Source organism: Streptomyces lydicus (assembly GCF_000717345.1).
GTDB classification, from domain to species: Bacteria; Actinomycetota; Actinomycetes; order Streptomycetales; family Streptomycetaceae; genus Streptomyces; species Streptomyces lydicus.
Map to the genome: position 1 here is coordinate 20,449 of NZ_JNZA01000012.1, position 14,004 is coordinate 34,452.

13 protein-coding genes are annotated in these 14,004 nt (G+C 73.9%); 10 read left to right on the forward strand and 3 right to left on the reverse strand.

What is annotated here, in order from left to right; translation table 11 throughout:
* The first annotated feature begins 85 nt into the window (after positions 1 to 85).
* From hypA to hypE, 6 genes are all read left to right on the forward strand, one after another.
* Complete coding sequence (gene hypA, locus OO62_RS12650; protein WP_033267454.1) at positions 86 to 466, forward strand: hydrogenase maturation nickel metallochaperone HypA; 381 nt, start codon at positions 86 to 88, stop codon at positions 464 to 466.
* A 4-nt stretch (positions 467 to 470) separates the two neighbouring features.
* The gene (hypB, locus tag OO62_RS12655; protein ID WP_033267455.1) at positions 471 to 1,283 is read left to right on the forward strand and encodes a hydrogenase nickel incorporation protein HypB; all 813 of its coding nucleotides are present in this window, start codon (positions 471 to 473) and stop codon (positions 1,281 to 1,283) included.
* On the forward strand, positions 1,280 to 3,706 hold the full coding sequence (hypF, locus tag OO62_RS12660; protein WP_033267456.1) for a carbamoyltransferase HypF: 2,427 nt from the start codon (positions 1,280 to 1,282) through the stop codon (positions 3,704 to 3,706). Before hypB ends, hypF begins: the two co-directional genes overlap by 4 nt.
* Before the next feature lie 57 nt (positions 3,707 to 3,763).
* Positions 3,764 to 4,111, forward strand: a complete 348-nt coding sequence (locus OO62_RS12665; protein WP_033267457.1) for a HypC/HybG/HupF family hydrogenase formation chaperone — start codon at positions 3,764 to 3,766, stop codon at positions 4,109 to 4,111.
* Positions 4,108 to 5,232 (forward strand): hydrogenase formation protein HypD, encoded by a 1,125-nt coding sequence (gene hypD, locus OO62_RS12670; protein WP_033267458.1) that lies wholly within the window; start codon positions 4,108 to 4,110, stop codon positions 5,230 to 5,232. Before OO62_RS12665 ends, hypD begins: the two co-directional genes overlap by 4 nt.
* 70 nt (positions 5,233 to 5,302) lie before the next feature.
* Positions 5,303 to 6,358 carry a hydrogenase expression/formation protein HypE gene (gene hypE / locus OO62_RS12675; RefSeq protein ID WP_033267684.1) on the forward strand — a complete coding sequence of 352 codons (1,056 nt, stop codon included), beginning with the start codon at positions 5,303 to 5,305 and terminating at the stop codon, positions 6,356 to 6,358.
* A 225-nt stretch (positions 6,359 to 6,583) separates the two neighbouring features.
* Here the strand turns inward: hypE and efeB are convergent, their stop codons facing one another.
* The gene (efeB, locus tag OO62_RS12680) at positions 6,584 to 7,840 is read right to left on the reverse strand and encodes an iron uptake transporter deferrochelatase/peroxidase subunit (protein ID WP_051733153.1); all 1,257 of its coding nucleotides are present in this window, start codon (positions 7,838 to 7,840) and stop codon (positions 6,584 to 6,586) included.
* A 304-nt stretch (positions 7,841 to 8,144) separates the two neighbouring features.
* Between efeB and OO62_RS37825 the strand changes: the two genes are divergently transcribed.
* Positions 8,145 to 8,498 carry an acyl-CoA carboxylase subunit epsilon gene (locus OO62_RS37825; protein ID WP_078617139.1) on the forward strand — a complete coding sequence of 118 codons (354 nt, stop codon included), beginning with the start codon at positions 8,145 to 8,147 and terminating at the stop codon, positions 8,496 to 8,498.
* 55 nt (positions 8,499 to 8,553) lie between these two features.
* On the opposite strand, the gene OO62_RS12690 is transcribed toward OO62_RS37825, so the two are convergent.
* Both OO62_RS12690 and OO62_RS12695 read right to left on the reverse strand, forming a co-directional pair.
* A complete protein-coding gene (locus OO62_RS12690; protein ID WP_033267459.1) occupies positions 8,554 to 8,808 on the reverse strand; it encodes a hypothetical protein in 255 nt (84 codons plus the stop codon).
* Between the two features lie 145 nt (positions 8,809 to 8,953).
* Positions 8,954 to 10,354, reverse strand: coding sequence for an MFS transporter (locus OO62_RS12695; RefSeq protein ID WP_078617140.1), 1,401 nt, complete (start codon positions 10,352 to 10,354; stop codon positions 8,954 to 8,956).
* 119 nt (positions 10,355 to 10,473) lie between these two features.
* On the opposite strand from OO62_RS12695, the gene OO62_RS12700 reads away from it, so the two are divergent.
* The 3 genes from OO62_RS12700 to OO62_RS12710 all read left to right on the forward strand — a co-directional run bounded on the left by OO62_RS12700 (position 10,474) and on the right by OO62_RS12710 (position 14,004).
* Complete coding sequence (locus OO62_RS12700; RefSeq protein ID WP_033267460.1) at positions 10,474 to 11,199, forward strand: ArsR/SmtB family transcription factor; 726 nt, start codon at positions 10,474 to 10,476, stop codon at positions 11,197 to 11,199.
* A gap of 159 nt (positions 11,200 to 11,358) precedes the next feature.
* Positions 11,359 to 12,930 carry an APC family permease gene (locus OO62_RS12705; RefSeq protein WP_033267461.1) on the forward strand — a complete coding sequence of 524 codons (1,572 nt, stop codon included), beginning with the start codon at positions 11,359 to 11,361 and terminating at the stop codon, positions 12,928 to 12,930.
* 177 nt (positions 12,931 to 13,107) lie between these two features.
* Entirely contained in the window at positions 13,108 to 14,004 is an 897-nt protein-coding gene (locus tag OO62_RS12710) for a PP2C family protein-serine/threonine phosphatase (RefSeq protein WP_051733061.1), read from the forward strand.

Here is a 14,004-nt window from a genome sequence, read left to right on the forward strand (position 1 = left end):
CGGCGAGGCACCCCGGCCGGCCCGCGGCGCCGCCGTCTAATGAAGCCGAGCGGCACCCGTTCGTCCCCGCACCAGAGAGGGACACATGCACGAGATGTCCATCGCGCTCGCGGTCGTGGAGCAGGTCGAAGGCGCAGCGCGGCCCGCCGGGGCCGGCGCGGTGCACAGCGTCCGGCTCCAGGTCGGCGAACTGGCCGGAGTGGTCCCCGACGCGCTGGCCTTCTCCTTCGAACTCGCCTGCGCCGGAACGGCCTTGGAGGGCGCGGAACTCGTGCTGGACCCGGTGCCGGCCCGCGCCCGCTGCGGCCCGTGCGACCGCACCTGGTCCACGGGCATGCCGCCACGGCTGAGCTGCCCGGCCTGCGGCGGCGCGACGGCCGAGCTGCTGTCCGGCCGTGAACTGCAGATCTCCAGCGTGTGCTGGGACGACGCCCCGGCACACCGACCGATTCACCAGGAGCGCTGAAACCATGTGCCGAGTCGTCGACCTGCAGCAGGCGGTCCTCGCCAAGAACGACGCCTGCGCCCACACCCTGCGCGAGGACCTCGCGACCCGAGGCACCGCGGTCATCAATCTGCTCTCCAGCCCCGGCAGCGGCAAGACCGCCTTGCTGGAGCGCGAACTCACCCTCGCCCGCCGCCGCGACATCCCCGTCGCCGCCCTCACCGCCGACCTCGCCACCGAGAACGACGCGGTACGGCTGGCCCGCTCCGGCGTCCCCGTCAAGCAGATCCTCACCGACGGGCTGTGCCACCTGGAGGCCGAGATGCTCGGCGGGCACCTGCACGGCTGGCTGCCCGCCGAGACCCGGCTGCTGTTCATCGAGAACGTCGGCAACCTCGTCTGCCCCGCCTCCTACGACCTGGGGGAGACGCTGCGGGTCGTGCTGGCGTCGGTGACCGAGGGCGAGGACAAGCCGCTGAAGTACCCCACCGCGTTCGGGCTCGCCCATCTGGTCGTGGTCACCAAGACCGACATCGCCGACGCGGTCTCCTTCGACGAGAAGGAGTTCCGCGCCAACGTCGAACGGATCAACCCCGGCGTCGAGGTCGTCCTCACCTCGGCGCGGCACGGCGAGGGTGACGGAGCGCTGCTGGACCGGGCGCTGGCGGCGCGCGACGGAGCGCCGGTGCACATCCCGGTCATGACCCGCAAGTCCCACCACCCCCACGACGCCGAGGAGATCCAGCCGCGCGACGTGAACCACACCCATGCCCCCCGGTTGGCGGGCGGCCACTCCCACCGGGCCGACCCGGGTCCCGTGGCGCCGAGCCGCTCATGACCACCGGGCAGGTCGACCGCACCCCCGCGCCGGCCCCCGCGACCACCGCGCGCCGCCGGATCACCGTGCGCGGTGTCGTCCAGGGCGTCGGCTTCCGCCCGTTCGTGCACACCCTCGCCACCGGGCTGGGCCTGACCGGCCACGTCACCAACACCGGCGAGGGCGTGGTCGCCGAGGTCGAGGGCGGGCCCGAGGCACTCGCCCGGTTCGGCGAACGGATCAGCGGCGAGGCGCCCCCGCTGGCCGTCGTGGAGGGCGTCGAGGGCGAGGACATCGCCGTCGTCGGCGAGCCCGGATTCCGTATCCTCCCCTCCCACGGCCACGGTCCGTCCCGCACCCTGGTCTCGCCGGACGCCGCCACCTGCGACGCCTGCCTCGCCGAGCTGGCCGACCCGGCCGACCGTCGCCACCGCCACCCCTTCGTGTCCTGTACGCACTGCGGCCCGCGCTTCACCATCGTCAACGCGCTCCCTTACGACCGTGCCCTGACGACCATGGACCGCTTCCCGATGTGCCGGCGGTGCGCACGGGAGTACGCGGACCCGGCCGACCGGCGGTTCCACGCCCAGCCCATCGCCTGCCACGACTGCGGCCCCCGGCTGCGCCTGCTGACCGCCGATCCCGGCGACCGCGGCCTGCCGCCACGGCCCGCGCCCGGCCCCGACCCGGTCGCCGCCACCCGCCGGCTGCTCGTCGACGGCGCGATCGTCGCCGTCAAGGGCCTCGGCGGCTACCACCTGGTCTGCGACGCCTCCGACGACGCCGCCGTCACCCTGCTGCGCCGCCGCAAGGCCCGCGGCGACAAGCCGTTCGCCCTGATGGCCCGTCATCTCGCGGACATCGAGCACCTGGTCCGCGTACGGGCCGGTGAACGCGCCCTGCTGACCGGGCCGCAGCGCCCGATCGTCCTGCTGCGCCGCATCCCCGACCCCGCCCCGGCCCCGGGCGCACCGGCGCTGTCCGAGGCGGTCGCGCCGGGCAGCCCCGACCTCGGCGTGATGCTCCCCTACACCCCGCTGCACCACCTGCTGCTCGGCCTGCCCGGGGACCCCGATGGGCCCCGGCTGCTGGTGATGACCAGCGGCAATCTCGCTGGCGAACCGATCGTCACCGACGACGAGGAGGCCCTGCGGCGGCTGGCCCGGCTCGCCGACGCCTGGCTGACCCACGACCGGCCGATCCGCATCCCGTGCGACGACTCGGTGGTCCGGCTCAGCGACGGGGAGCCACTCTTCATCCGCCGCTCCCGCGGCCATGCGCCGCTCCCCGTCCCGCTGCCGGTGCCGGTACGGCCCGCGCTCGCGACCGGTGGCGACCTGAAGAACGTGCTGTGCCTGGCCGAGGGGCGGCGCGCCTGGCTGTCCGCCCACATCGGCGACATGGACGACTTCGCCACCCAGGTCGCCTTCGAGCGGGCCGAGGCACACCTGGAGCAGGTGACCGGGGTGCGGCCCCAGCTCCTCGCCGCCGACCGGCATCCCGGCTACCGCTCCGGCCGGTGGGCCGAGCGCCACACCGACGGCCGCCCGCTGGTCCGCGTCCAGCACCACCACGCGCACATCGCCGCCGCCATGGCCGAGCACGGCCTCGACGGCAGCCGGCCGGTCATCGGCGTCGCCTTCGACGGCACCGGATACGGCGACGACCATGCCGTCTGGGGCGGGGAGATCCTGCTCGCCGACTACGACCGCTACCACCGCTTCGGGCAGCTCGCCTACGTCCCGCTCCCCGGTGGCGACACCACCGTACGGCGCCCCTACCGGATGGCGCTGTCCCACCTGCGCGCCGCCGGCCTCGACTGGGCCGAGGACCTGCCCTGCGTCGCGGCCTGCCCGCCCGACGAACGGCGGCTGCTGGCCCGGCAGCTGGAACGCGACCTCAACTGCGTGCCCACCTCCAGCATGGGCCGCCTCTTCGACGCGGTCTCCTCGCTCGCCGGGATCTGCCACCACGCCGGATTCGAGGCCCAGGCCGCCGTCGCGCTCGAAGCCGCGGCCCTGACCGCCGGCGAGGACGCCGGCAGCTACCCCTTCGACCTGCGGGTGGCGGCGGACCCGCGGCGCCCGGCGGCCGCCGAAACCGTCGCGGACCCGGCGCCGCTGCTCGCCGCCGTCATCGCCGACCTGCGGCGCGGCACCGCCCCGGCGCTGATCGCGGCCCGCTTCCACACCGCGGTCGCCGACCTCGTACGGCGCAGCTGCGCGCTGGCCCGGGAGCGCACCGCGCTGGACACCGTCGCACTGACCGGCGGGGTCTTCGCCAACACCCTGCTGGCCGAGGCCACCGCCCGCCTGCTGCGGCAGGACGGCTTCACCGTCCTGCGCCACCGCCGCGTCCCGCCCAACGACGGGGGACTGGCACTCGGCCAGATCGTCGTGGCGGCGCGCACCACACCCCTGTACGGCGGGGTGGGGCTGCCCTGACCGGCATCGGCATCACGGCCGAGGCGGCCCCAACGCATCCATGACGAGGAGAGGCCCATGTGCCTGGCGGTACCCGGCAAGGTATTGGACATCGAGGAACGGGACGGCACCCGGATGGCCACCGTCGATTTCGGCGGCGTGGTCAAGGAGGTGTGCCTGGAGTACGTCCCCGACCTGAAGGTCGGCGAGTACGCCATCGTCCACGTCGGCTTCGCGCTGCAGCGCCTGGACGAGGAGTCCGCCCGGCAGACCCTCGCCCTCTTCGAGGAACTCGGGCTGCTCCAGGAGGAGTTCGGCGACCCCTGGGAAGCGGCCGCGGCCCAGGGCGGTCAGCAAGCGGTCCCCGGCGCGGACGGCGCCCCGGCGGCCGCCGTCGGCACCACGGCGCGGGAGGCGCGGCAGTGAAGTACATCGACGAGTTCCAGGACCCCGAGCTGGCCCGCCGGCTGCTGGACGACATCCACGCCACGGCGACCCGGCCCTGGGCGCTGATGGAGGTCTGCGGCGGCCAGACCCACACCATCATCCGGCACGGCATCGACCAACTCCTCCCGGATGAGGTCGAGTTGATCCACGGACCGGGCTGTCCGGTCTGTGTGACGCCGCTGGAGGTCATCGACAAGGCGCTGGAGATCGCCGCCCGCCCGGGCGTGATCTTCTGCTCCTTCGGCGACATGCTCCGGGTCCCCGGCACCGACCGCGACCTGTTCCGGGTGCGCAGCGAGGGCGGCGACGTACGGGTCGTCTACTCCCCGCTCGACGCCCTGAAGATCGCCCAGCAGAACCCCGACCGCGAGGTGGTGTTCTTCGGCATCGGCTTCGAAACCACCGCGCCGCCCAACGCCATGACGGTGTATCAGGCAAGGAAGCTGGGCATTCGCAACTTCAGTCTGCTGGTCTCGCACGTCCGGGTGCCGCCCGCCATCGAGGCGATCATGACCTCGCCCAGCTGCCGGGTCCAGGCGTTCCTCGCCGCCGGCCACGTCTGCAGCGTGATGGGCACGGCCGAGTACCCGGCCCTCGCCGAGCGCTTCCAGGTCCCGATCGTCGTCACCGGCTTCGAGCCCCTGGACATCCTGGAGGGCATCCGCCGCACGGTACGCCAGCTGGAGCGCGGCGAACACACCGTGGAGAACGCCTACCCGCGCGCCGTACGCGCCGAGGGCAACCCGGCGGCGCAGGCCATGCTCGCCGACGTCTTCGAGGTCACCGACCGCTCCTGGCGCGGCATCGGCGTCATCCCCGCCAGCGGCTGGCGGCTCTCCGAGCGCTACCGCGAGTACGACGCCGAGCACCGGTTCTCGGTCGAGAACATCACCACCCGCGAACCGGCCGCCTGCCGCAGCGGCGAGGTCCTGCAAGGACTCATCAAGCCGCACGAATGCGAGGCGTTCGGCACCACCTGCACCCCCCGCACCCCGCTCGGCGCCACCATGGTCTCCAGCGAGGGCGCCTGCGCCGCCTACTACCTCTACCGCCGACTCGGCACCACGCCCACCCCGCAGGAGGCGAGCCCCGTTGCCTGACACCCCGCACACCTCCCAGGCCCCCCGCACGGCGTCGGCGTCCGGCGCCCCCACCCCGGCCGAGCGCGGTCTGCCCACCGTCGACATCTCCGGCTGGACCTGCCCCGCCCCGCTGCGCGACCAGCCCCGCGTGGTCATGGGGCACGGCGGGGGCGGCGCGCTCTCCGCCGAACTCGTCCAGCAGATCTTCGTCCCGGCCTTCGGCGGCGAGGTCCTCGCCCAGCTCGGCGACTCCGCCGCGGTCTCCCTCGGCGGCGCGCGCCTGGCCTTCTCCACCGACTCCTTCGTGGTCCGGCCGCTGTTCTTCCCCGGCGGCAGCATCGGCGACCTCGCCGTCAACGGCACCGTCAACGACCTCGCCATGAGCGGGGCCCGCGCCGCCTACCTCTCCTGCGGCTTCATCCTGGAGGAGGGCGTCGAGATGCCGGTGGTCGCCGGCGTCGCGGACGCCATGGGCGCGGCGGCGCGGGCCGCCGGCGTCGAGGTGGCCACCGGCGACACCAAGGTCGTCGAGGCCGGCCACGGCGACGGCGTCTACATCAACACCGCGGGCCTCGGCCTCATCCCGGCCGGCGTCGACCTCCGCCCGCAGCGCGTCGTACCCGGCGATGTGGTGATCATCAGCGGGGACATCGGCGTGCACGGCGTGGCGATCATGTCCGTACGCGAGGGCCTGGAGTTCGGCGTCGAGATCGAGAGCGACTGCGCGGCCCTCGGCGGTCTCGTCGAGACCATGCTCGCCGTCACCCCCGACCTGCACGTCCTGCGCGACCCCACCCGTGGCGGGCTGGCCGCCGCCCTGTGCGAGATCGCCACCGCCTCCTGCACCGGCGTGGTCATCCAGGAGCGCGCCATCCCCGTCCCGCCGGCCGTCGCCAACGCCTGCGCCATCCTCGGCCTGGACCCGATGTACGTCGCCAACGAGGGCAAGCTCGTGGCGTTCGTCCCCCGGGAGCACGCCGACGCGGTCCTCGCCGCGATGCGCAGCCACCCGCTCGGCGCCGGCGCGGCCGTCATCGGCGAGGCCGTCGAAACCCACCCCGGAATGGTCGTCGCCCGCACCCCGCTCGGCGGCACCCGGGTGGTGGACCTGCCGCTCGGCGAGCAGCTGCCGCGGATCTGCTGAGGAGACGTCACACCCCGCCCGGCCCCGGCCGGGCGGGCGGGACACACGGCGTCGGCCCCTGAGCGGGCCGACGCCGCATCCGCGCGTCCTCGACACGAACCCGGGCTCAGCGCCCGCCGGCGACCCGCAACTGCGGCTGAGCGGCGCCCCGTACGACGGAGCGCGCGGCGGACATCGGTCCGCCGCGCGCTCCCTTCGCTTCTCTCGATCAGCCGGCTCCGGCGCTCAGAGCTTCCTCAGCAGCCGCGACCCGAACCAGTCGTCGGAGTCCCGCACCCCTGGCAGGACGAAGAAGTAGCCGCCGCCGATGGGGGTGATGAAGTGCGCCAGCGGCTCGTGTTCGAGGCGCCGCTGCACGGTCGCGAACTGCCGCTCAGGGTCCTGCTGGTAGCCGCAGAAGACCAGTCCGAGATTCATCCGGCCCTGCTTGTCGAAGCCGTCGTTGTAGTTGTAACTCCGCCGCAGGAAACGGGACTCGTCGGTCTTGGCGGTCCGGGGGTTGGCCAGCCGGATGTGGGAGTTGAGGGCGATGTGCCGGCCGTGCGGATCGTCGCGGTAGTGCGGCGCGTCCGTTTCGTGCCGGCCGTCCAGCGGCGCGCCGCTCGCCTTGTGCCGGCCGAAGATCCGCTCCTGGCGCCCCAGCGGGACCTTGTCCCACTTCTCGACGTGGAACCGGATCAGCCGCAGCACCTGGTAGCAGCCGCCCAGCGCCCAGTCCGGCTCACCGCACGACGGGGTCACCCACATCAGCCGGTTCATCTCCCGGGACGATTCGGTGTCCGGGTTGACGATCCCGTCCTTGAAGCCCAGGAAATTGCGCCGCGCCCCCGAGGGCCGGGACGGATTGAGGAAGGCGTCCGTGCGCCAGCGGGGCCGCAGCAGGCCGTCCGTCTCCCGCGCCAGATCCCGCAGCACGTGCACGATGGCGTCCGGGTGCTCCGCGCAGATCTGCAGCGAGAGGTCACCGTGGCAGCGGGACGGCTCCAGCCGGTCGTCGGGGAACGCCGGCATCGCCTTGAGGTGCCGGGGCTTGTGCCCGGACAGGCCGAACCGGTCGTCGAAGAGCGAAGCGCCCACGCCGACCGTGATGCTGAGGGAGTCGGGGGTCGGCCGCTCAGCGGCGACCTGCTCGTCCCGGGGCTTCACGCCGGCCGTCAGCACCCGCGTCCGGTGGGTGATCTTCCGGAAGAGTTTCACCAGGCCGTCGCGGTCCTCGGCCAGCACGTCGAAGCCGACGAAACCGGCGAAGAGCTGCTGGGGGGTCACGACACCGGCCTGGTGCCGGCCGTGGAAGGGCACCTTGTCGGGCAGCGGCCGTTCACCGTCGCGCCGCTGGAGGTGCGGCCGCTCCGCAGCGGCTGCCTCCCCGCTCAGCCCCGTGGTGGCCGCCACCCCGGCGACCCCTGCCGCACACCTGAGGAAGTCCCGGCGCCCGTCGTCCTGCGCCAGGGCACGCCCGCTGTCGGCCTGTTCACATCTCATCGTCCCGCCCATCTGACTGCGGCCTCCGGCAGCCGCGTGCCTGCCCGTACCTGTCCGGGATGCTCGCCGCCCGGGGCGCGGCGGACGGGGAGCAACACGGTCCTGGCGCCGGATATCACGCGAGCGACGCCGGCCGGCCGCCCGAATGGCGCAGCAGGGCCGCCCTCGGCGCGACAGCGCCCCGGCACGCTCTTAGCGTCGCCCCTGTGACCTGCACGAACACGACCCCGACCCTGGACGGTGCACCGCCGGGGCGGCGCGTCACGTGCCCTGCACCGCCACCGAGCCCACGGACCCCGCAGCCATGAACGCATTCACCGACGAGAGCGGCGCCACCGGGCAGAGCGCCCGGGCCGAGGAGACCGCGCCGAGCGAGGAGACCGCGGACCGCGCGGACCTCCCGGCCGACGCGGCCGCCCGCGCCGAGGCGGGTCAGCCCACCGTCGCCCTGTCCGCCTTCTCCCTACGGATCGAGAAGGGCCACGCCGAGCCCGAGGAACTCGCCGCGCTCACCGTCGTCCTGTGCGCCCAGCTCGCGGGGGCGCGCGCCCCCGCCGACGGTGGCCAGGGCGAGGAGCGCCCGGCCGCGCGGCGCCCCGCCCCGGGGCACCGCGCCGGCCGGTCGGCCTGCTGGTCGGGGTGCTGGACCTGTAGTTGACGCCGGACGTCTCACCTCGGGTGTCGCACGCCGGGCGTCTCCGCTCGGCGGACGATCAACCGAACAGCACCAGCAGGACCGCCGCCACGGTGACCACGACGGCACCGATGACGAAGCCGAGGATCACCTTCCGCTGCCAGGGCGCGAGATACCCACCGCGCAGCGCGCTCCCCATCCGGCCGTACTGGTCGACGCGCCCCATGGGCGTCAGCGGCTCCGTCGGCCCCTGCGGCATGCCTCGGGTCCAGTCGGGCCCGGGCTGCGGGTAGCGGCGGCGCCACCCCTCGTCCTGTCGCCACGGCAGTGTCATGGCCTGCTCCTTGCCTCGATCCGCCCCGCGGGGCGGCGCCGGCATCCCCGTCGGAACGATGCGGCTTCCTCACCGTCCCCTACCCGCTCCCGCCGAAGCATGCCGGGGAGGGAGGGAAAACCGGCGGAATCCGGGTGACGTGGCGTCAGGTGGGTTTGCCGGCACGCGGGATGTACCGGGCGGCGAGGACGGCGGCGAGCAGGAAGCCCGTACCGCCGAGGACCACCGCGGCGTGCAGACCCGGGACGAGCCCGCCGGCGACCAGGGTGCCGAAGAGCGCGACACCGAGGGCGCTGCCGATCTGCCGGCCGGCGTTGAACACCGCGGCCGCGGCACCGCTGCGCGCGCCGGGCGCGGCCTCCATCACCGCCGCGGTGGAGGCCGGCATGGTCAGCGCCGTACCGAAGCCTGCGGCCGCCATCGGAGCCACCAGCACGGCGTACGGTGTGGCCGGGCCGGCCGGCAGCCAGCCGAACAGCCCCGCCGCGCCCACGACCAGACCCACCACCATCGGCAGCCGCGGCCCCGTACGGGCCGTGAGCCGGCCGGCCAGCGCGGAGCCGACGGCTACCACACCGACGGCCGGCAGCAGCGCGAACCCCGTGCGCAGCGCGCTGTAGTGGTGGAGCCGCTGGAAGTACAGCGGGGCGAGGAACAGCAGGCCGTAGAAGCCGGCGTTGAGCAGGACGCCGATGACCGCGGACGCCGAGAAGGCCGGTGCGCGGAACAGGCCGGGCGGCAGCATCGGCGCCGGCGAGCGCCGCTCCAGCCACACGAACGCGACGAGGCCGGCGGCACAGAGCGCGAAGGCGCCGAGGACCGCCGGATGCGTCCAGCCCAGCGCCCCGGCCTCGATGCAGCCGCCGGCCAGGCCGGCCAGCGAGCCGGCCGCCGCGAGCTGCGCCGGGAGGTCCAGGCCGGGGTGGCTGCGGTCGGCGGCCGGGCGGGGCACGTGCCGCACGGTCAGCAGCAGCGCGGCCGCACCGACCGGCAGGTTCAGGAAGAAGACCGACCGCCAGCCCGGCCCGGCGACCAGGAGGCCGCCGAGCACCGGCCCGGTGCCCGCGGCGAGACCGGCGACCGTGCCCCAGACGCCGAACGCCCGGGCGCGGGCCGTCCGGTCCGGGTACGCCGACCGCAGCAGCGCCAGCGAGGACGGCACCATCAGCGCCGCCCCGAGGCCCTGCACCAGCCGCGCCAGGACCAGCACGGTCACGGCCGGGGCCAGGGCGCAGCCGGCGGAGGCGAGCGTGAAGACGCCCAGGCCGCCCAGGAACACCGTCTTACCGCCCAGCCGGTCGCCGAGCCCGCCGCAGAAGAGCAGCAGCCCCGCGAACACCAGGGTGTAGCCGTCCACCACCCACTGGAGGCCGGTCACCCCGGCGTGCAGCCCGGTCCCGATGACCGGGAGGGCCACCGTGACGACGGTGACGTCCAGGATGACCATGAAGTAGCCCAGACACACGGCGAGCAGCGGCAGCGCTGAGTACCGGTCCGTGGTCCCGGGTGGCGCGGTCGGTGCGTGGAGGGCTGGCAGACGGCTCATACGGTCAGTGTCCGGCCGCATCGGTTCGGCAAATGCCGAAACGTCCTGGTCGGGCGGCGGTGCCGTCGAGCCAGGACGATTCGCTGTCTGCCGAAGCGTGGGCGGCGTACCGTGACCTCATGGATGCCCGGACCGAAACGGACGTCGCCCATGTCGCGGCAGCGATCGGGGACCCCTCGCGCGCCAAGGTGCTGCTGGCCCTCGCCGGGGGCGGTGCGCTGCCGGCCAGCGCCCTCGCGGCCGAGGCCGGCGTCAGCAACTCCACGATCAGTGGCCATCTCGCCAAACTCCTCGACGCCCGGCTGCTCACCGTCGAGCACGACGGCAGACACCGCTACTACCGGCTGGCCACCACGGACGTCGCCCGCGCCCTGGAGCAGCTCGCCCTGATCGCCCGCCCGCTGCCGGTGCGCTCCCTGAACGCGGACACCCGCGCCAAGGCGCTGCTACGGGCCCGCCTGTGCTACGACCACCTCGCCGGCCGGCTCGGCGTCGCCGTGATGGACGCCCTCCAGGAGAACGACATCCTGACCGCCGAGCACACCGGTACGGCCGGCGCCACCGCCGTCGCCTACGCCGTCACCCCGCACGGCCACCAGGAACTGAGCGCCTTCGGCGTCGACCCGGACCGGCTGCCCCGCCGCCGTACCGGCGTCCGCTACTGCGTCGACTGGGCCGAACAGCGCCACCACCTGGCGGGCGCGCTCGGCGCTGCGCTCACCGCCCGGATGTTCGCCCTGGAATGGCTCCGGCACGGCCGGTACCGCCGGGTCGTACACCTCACCGACGGGGGCCGGGAGGGCCTCGCGACGACCTTCGGGGTGGATGTCGGCCAGATCTTCTGAGGGCGTTCGTGGACGCTGGATTCCCGTCCGGTGATCGTCGAGTAGGGTCCGGCGGGCCGGAACAGTGAATCCAAGGAGAACGTTTTCGTGTCAGAGCGTCAGGTATCAGACGGGGCCGACGGGGCCGGCGCACCGGAAGTGCAGGCGCAGGAGCGCCGATTGCACCGGGACCTGGGGTTCTGGGGGCTGACCGGCATCGGCTTCTCCAACATCGTCGGCTCCGGATGGCTGTTCGCCGCGATGTACGCGGCGCAGGTGGCCGGGCCGGCGGCGCTGCTGTCCTGGGTCGGGGCGGGCCTGCTGTGCGGTCTGATCGCCCTGGTCCTGATCGAGCTGGGGGCCTCCCGGCCGGAGGGCGGCGGCACGGTCCGCTGGCCGCTGTTCGCCAGCGGACGGCTCGTGGGCACCGTGATCGGCTGGTCGACGCTGCTCTCGGTGGGCGGTACCGCGGCCGAGATCAGCGCGATCATGCAGTACGCCGCGCACTACATCCCCGGCATCTACAACGGCCACACCCTGACCGTCTCCGGACTGGCCCTGGCCACCGGGCTCAGCGTGCTGCTGACGGTGCTGAACTGGTTCGCGGTGCGGATGTTCGCCAAGCTCAACAACCTGATCTCGGTGTTCAAGATCGCCGTCCCGGTGATCACCGTGTGCGCGCTGATTGCCTCCGGCTGGCACACCGGCCGGCTGACGGACCACGGTGGCTTCGCCCCGTACGGCTACGTCGCCTGTCTGACCGCGCTGGCCGGCGGCGGCATCGTCTACTCCGTCAACGGCTTCCAGGCCCCGCTCGACTTCTCCGGCGAGACCCGCAACCCCCGCCGCACCATCCCGGGCGCCGTCCTCACCGGCATCGGCCTGGCCGTGGCCATGTACCTCGCCCTGCAACTGGCCTTCCTCTTCACCGTCCCCGAGAACCTCCTCGGCCACGGCTGGCAGGGCGTCTCCTTCGACTCGCCGTTCGGCCAGCTCGCCCTCATCCTCAACCTGCACTGGCTGTCCAGCCTGCTCTACGCGGACGCGGTGATCTCGCCCGGCGGCTCGGCATATGTGGGCGTGGCCATCGACGCGCGGCACACCTACGCGCTCGCCAAGAACGGCACCATCCCCCGCTACTTCATGAAGGTCAACGAGCGCTACGGCATCCCGCGCCGGGCACTGGTCATCAACCTGCTGGTCATCGTGGTCTTCCTGCTGCCGTTCGGCGGCTGGCAGGACATCGTGAGCGTCATGGGCGACATGTACCTGCTGATCTACGCCGCCTCCGCCGTCGCCGTCGCGGTCTTCCGTGCCGAACCGGGCGGCGAGACCGCCGGCTGGGTGCCCGGGCTGCGCTGGATCGCCCCGCTGAGCTTCGTCGTGGCGAGCGAGTTCGTCTACTGGTCCGGCTGGCACGACCTGCGCCTCGCCCTGCCGCTCGTCCTCGTCGGCGTGCTGATCTTCCTGGTCATGCGCCGTCCCGGCGCCCGCGGCGGCACCGCGGCCGTCGAGAGTGACGGCGCCGGCCCCAGCCGCCCGCTGGCCGCCGAACTGCGCACCGGCGCCTGGCTCGTGGTCTACCTCGTCGCCCTGACGCTGCTGTCCTGGCTCGGCACCTTCGAGGGTTCCGGCCGGCTCCCCGCCCCGTACGACTCGCTGACGGTGGCCGTCCTGGCGCTCGCGGTCTTCTTCTGGGCCGTCCGCTCCGGCGTCCGTCACCTGCTCGCGAAGCGCCCCGCGGCGGCGTGAGCCGGGGGGCGGGCCCGTCGGCCGTCAAGCGGAAGCCAAACCGCGCAAATATGATGAATCGGGAAAGGCGGGCTCTCCCCCCGAGAGCCCCATGAGGCCAGGTCAGGAAGCCAACGCGGACTGCCGCACGGCGCGCCCCCGCAGAGGCCCATGTCCCGATGCACCTGGGAGCGATCCATGCTTCGGCGTCGTCCCCCGCCGCCCGCGAGCGCCGACGATCTGCTGACGACGCTCGGCCGGCTGACCGCGCAGGCACGGGAGGGCGCCGAGAAGCAGCGCGCCCGCGTCGAACTGGCCGAGGCCCTGCAGCGCGAGATGCTGCCGAAGCGGCTCCCGGAACTGCCCGGGCTGCGTACCGCCGCCACCTACGCGCCCGCCCGCCACGGGCTCGACATCGGAGGGGACTGGTACGACGGCTTCCCGCTGCCCGACGGCTCGCTCGCCTTCTCCATCGGTGACGTCCAGGGCCACGACGTGGAGGCGGCCGCCTTCATGGGACAGATCCGGCTCGCCCTCCGTGCGGTCGCCGCGCACGCCGCCGACCCCGGAGAGGTGCTGAGCCGGGCCAACGACCTGCTGCTCTCGGTGGACTGCGGGCTCTTCGCGACCTGCACCTTCGTCCGCTTCGACCCGGTCGCCTGGACGCTCTCCAGCGCCCGGGCCGGGCATGTGCCCGGCGTCTGGGCCACCACCGACGGCCGCTTCGGCCTCGCCGACGACCCCGGCGGCCTGCCGCTGGGCATCGTGCCGGGGGAGAGCTACCCCGTCGCCCACCGCCGGCTCTCCACCGCCGGCGCCCTGGTCCTGCTCACCGACGGGGTCGTGGAGGGGCCGTCGTTCCCGATAGAAGCGGGGCTGAACCAGGTGACCCGGCTGGTCAGCGCCAATGCCGGGGAAAGCCCGGCCACGGTGGCCGGGGCGGTGATGAGCGTGGCGGAGTTCACCGGGCACACCGACGACGCGGCGGTGATCGTGCTGCGCTTCGACGGCGGCGACGGCCAGGACCGGGTGAAGCGCGGAGCGGGCGCGCGTGTCGTGGCCGGCGCCCGGCCGCCCGCGTTGTCTGATGGCTGA

What these genes read in the sequence shown, in the direction of transcription:
- hypA (WP_033267454.1), top strand. Translation starts at nt 86, where the DNA reads ATGCACGAGATGTCCATCGCGCTCGCGGTCGTGGAGCAGGTCGAAGGC.
- hypB (WP_033267455.1), top strand. Translation starts at nt 471, where the DNA reads ATGTGCCGAGTCGTCGACCTGCAGCAGGCGGTCCTCGCCAAGAACGAC.
- hypF (WP_033267456.1), top strand. Translation starts at nt 1,280, where the DNA reads ATGACCACCGGGCAGGTCGACCGCACCCCCGCGCCGGCCCCCGCGACC.
- OO62_RS12665 (WP_033267457.1), top strand. Translation starts at nt 3,764, where the DNA reads ATGTGCCTGGCGGTACCCGGCAAGGTATTGGACATCGAGGAACGGGAC.
- efeB (WP_051733153.1), bottom strand. Translation starts at nt 7,840, where the DNA reads ATGAGATGTGAACAGGCCGACAGCGGGCGTGCCCTGGCGCAGGACGAC.
- OO62_RS37825 (WP_078617139.1), top strand. Translation starts at nt 8,145, where the DNA reads ATGAACGCATTCACCGACGAGAGCGGCGCCACCGGGCAGAGCGCCCGG.
- OO62_RS12690 (WP_033267459.1), bottom strand. Translation starts at nt 8,808, where the DNA reads ATGACACTGCCGTGGCGACAGGACGAGGGGTGGCGCCGCCGCTACCCG.
- OO62_RS12695 (WP_078617140.1), bottom strand. Translation starts at nt 10,354, where the DNA reads ATGAGCCGTCTGCCAGCCCTCCACGCACCGACCGCGCCACCCGGGACC.
- OO62_RS12700 (WP_033267460.1), top strand. Translation starts at nt 10,474, where the DNA reads ATGGATGCCCGGACCGAAACGGACGTCGCCCATGTCGCGGCAGCGATC.
- OO62_RS12710 (WP_051733061.1), top strand. Translation starts at nt 13,108, where the DNA reads ATGCTTCGGCGTCGTCCCCCGCCGCCCGCGAGCGCCGACGATCTGCTG.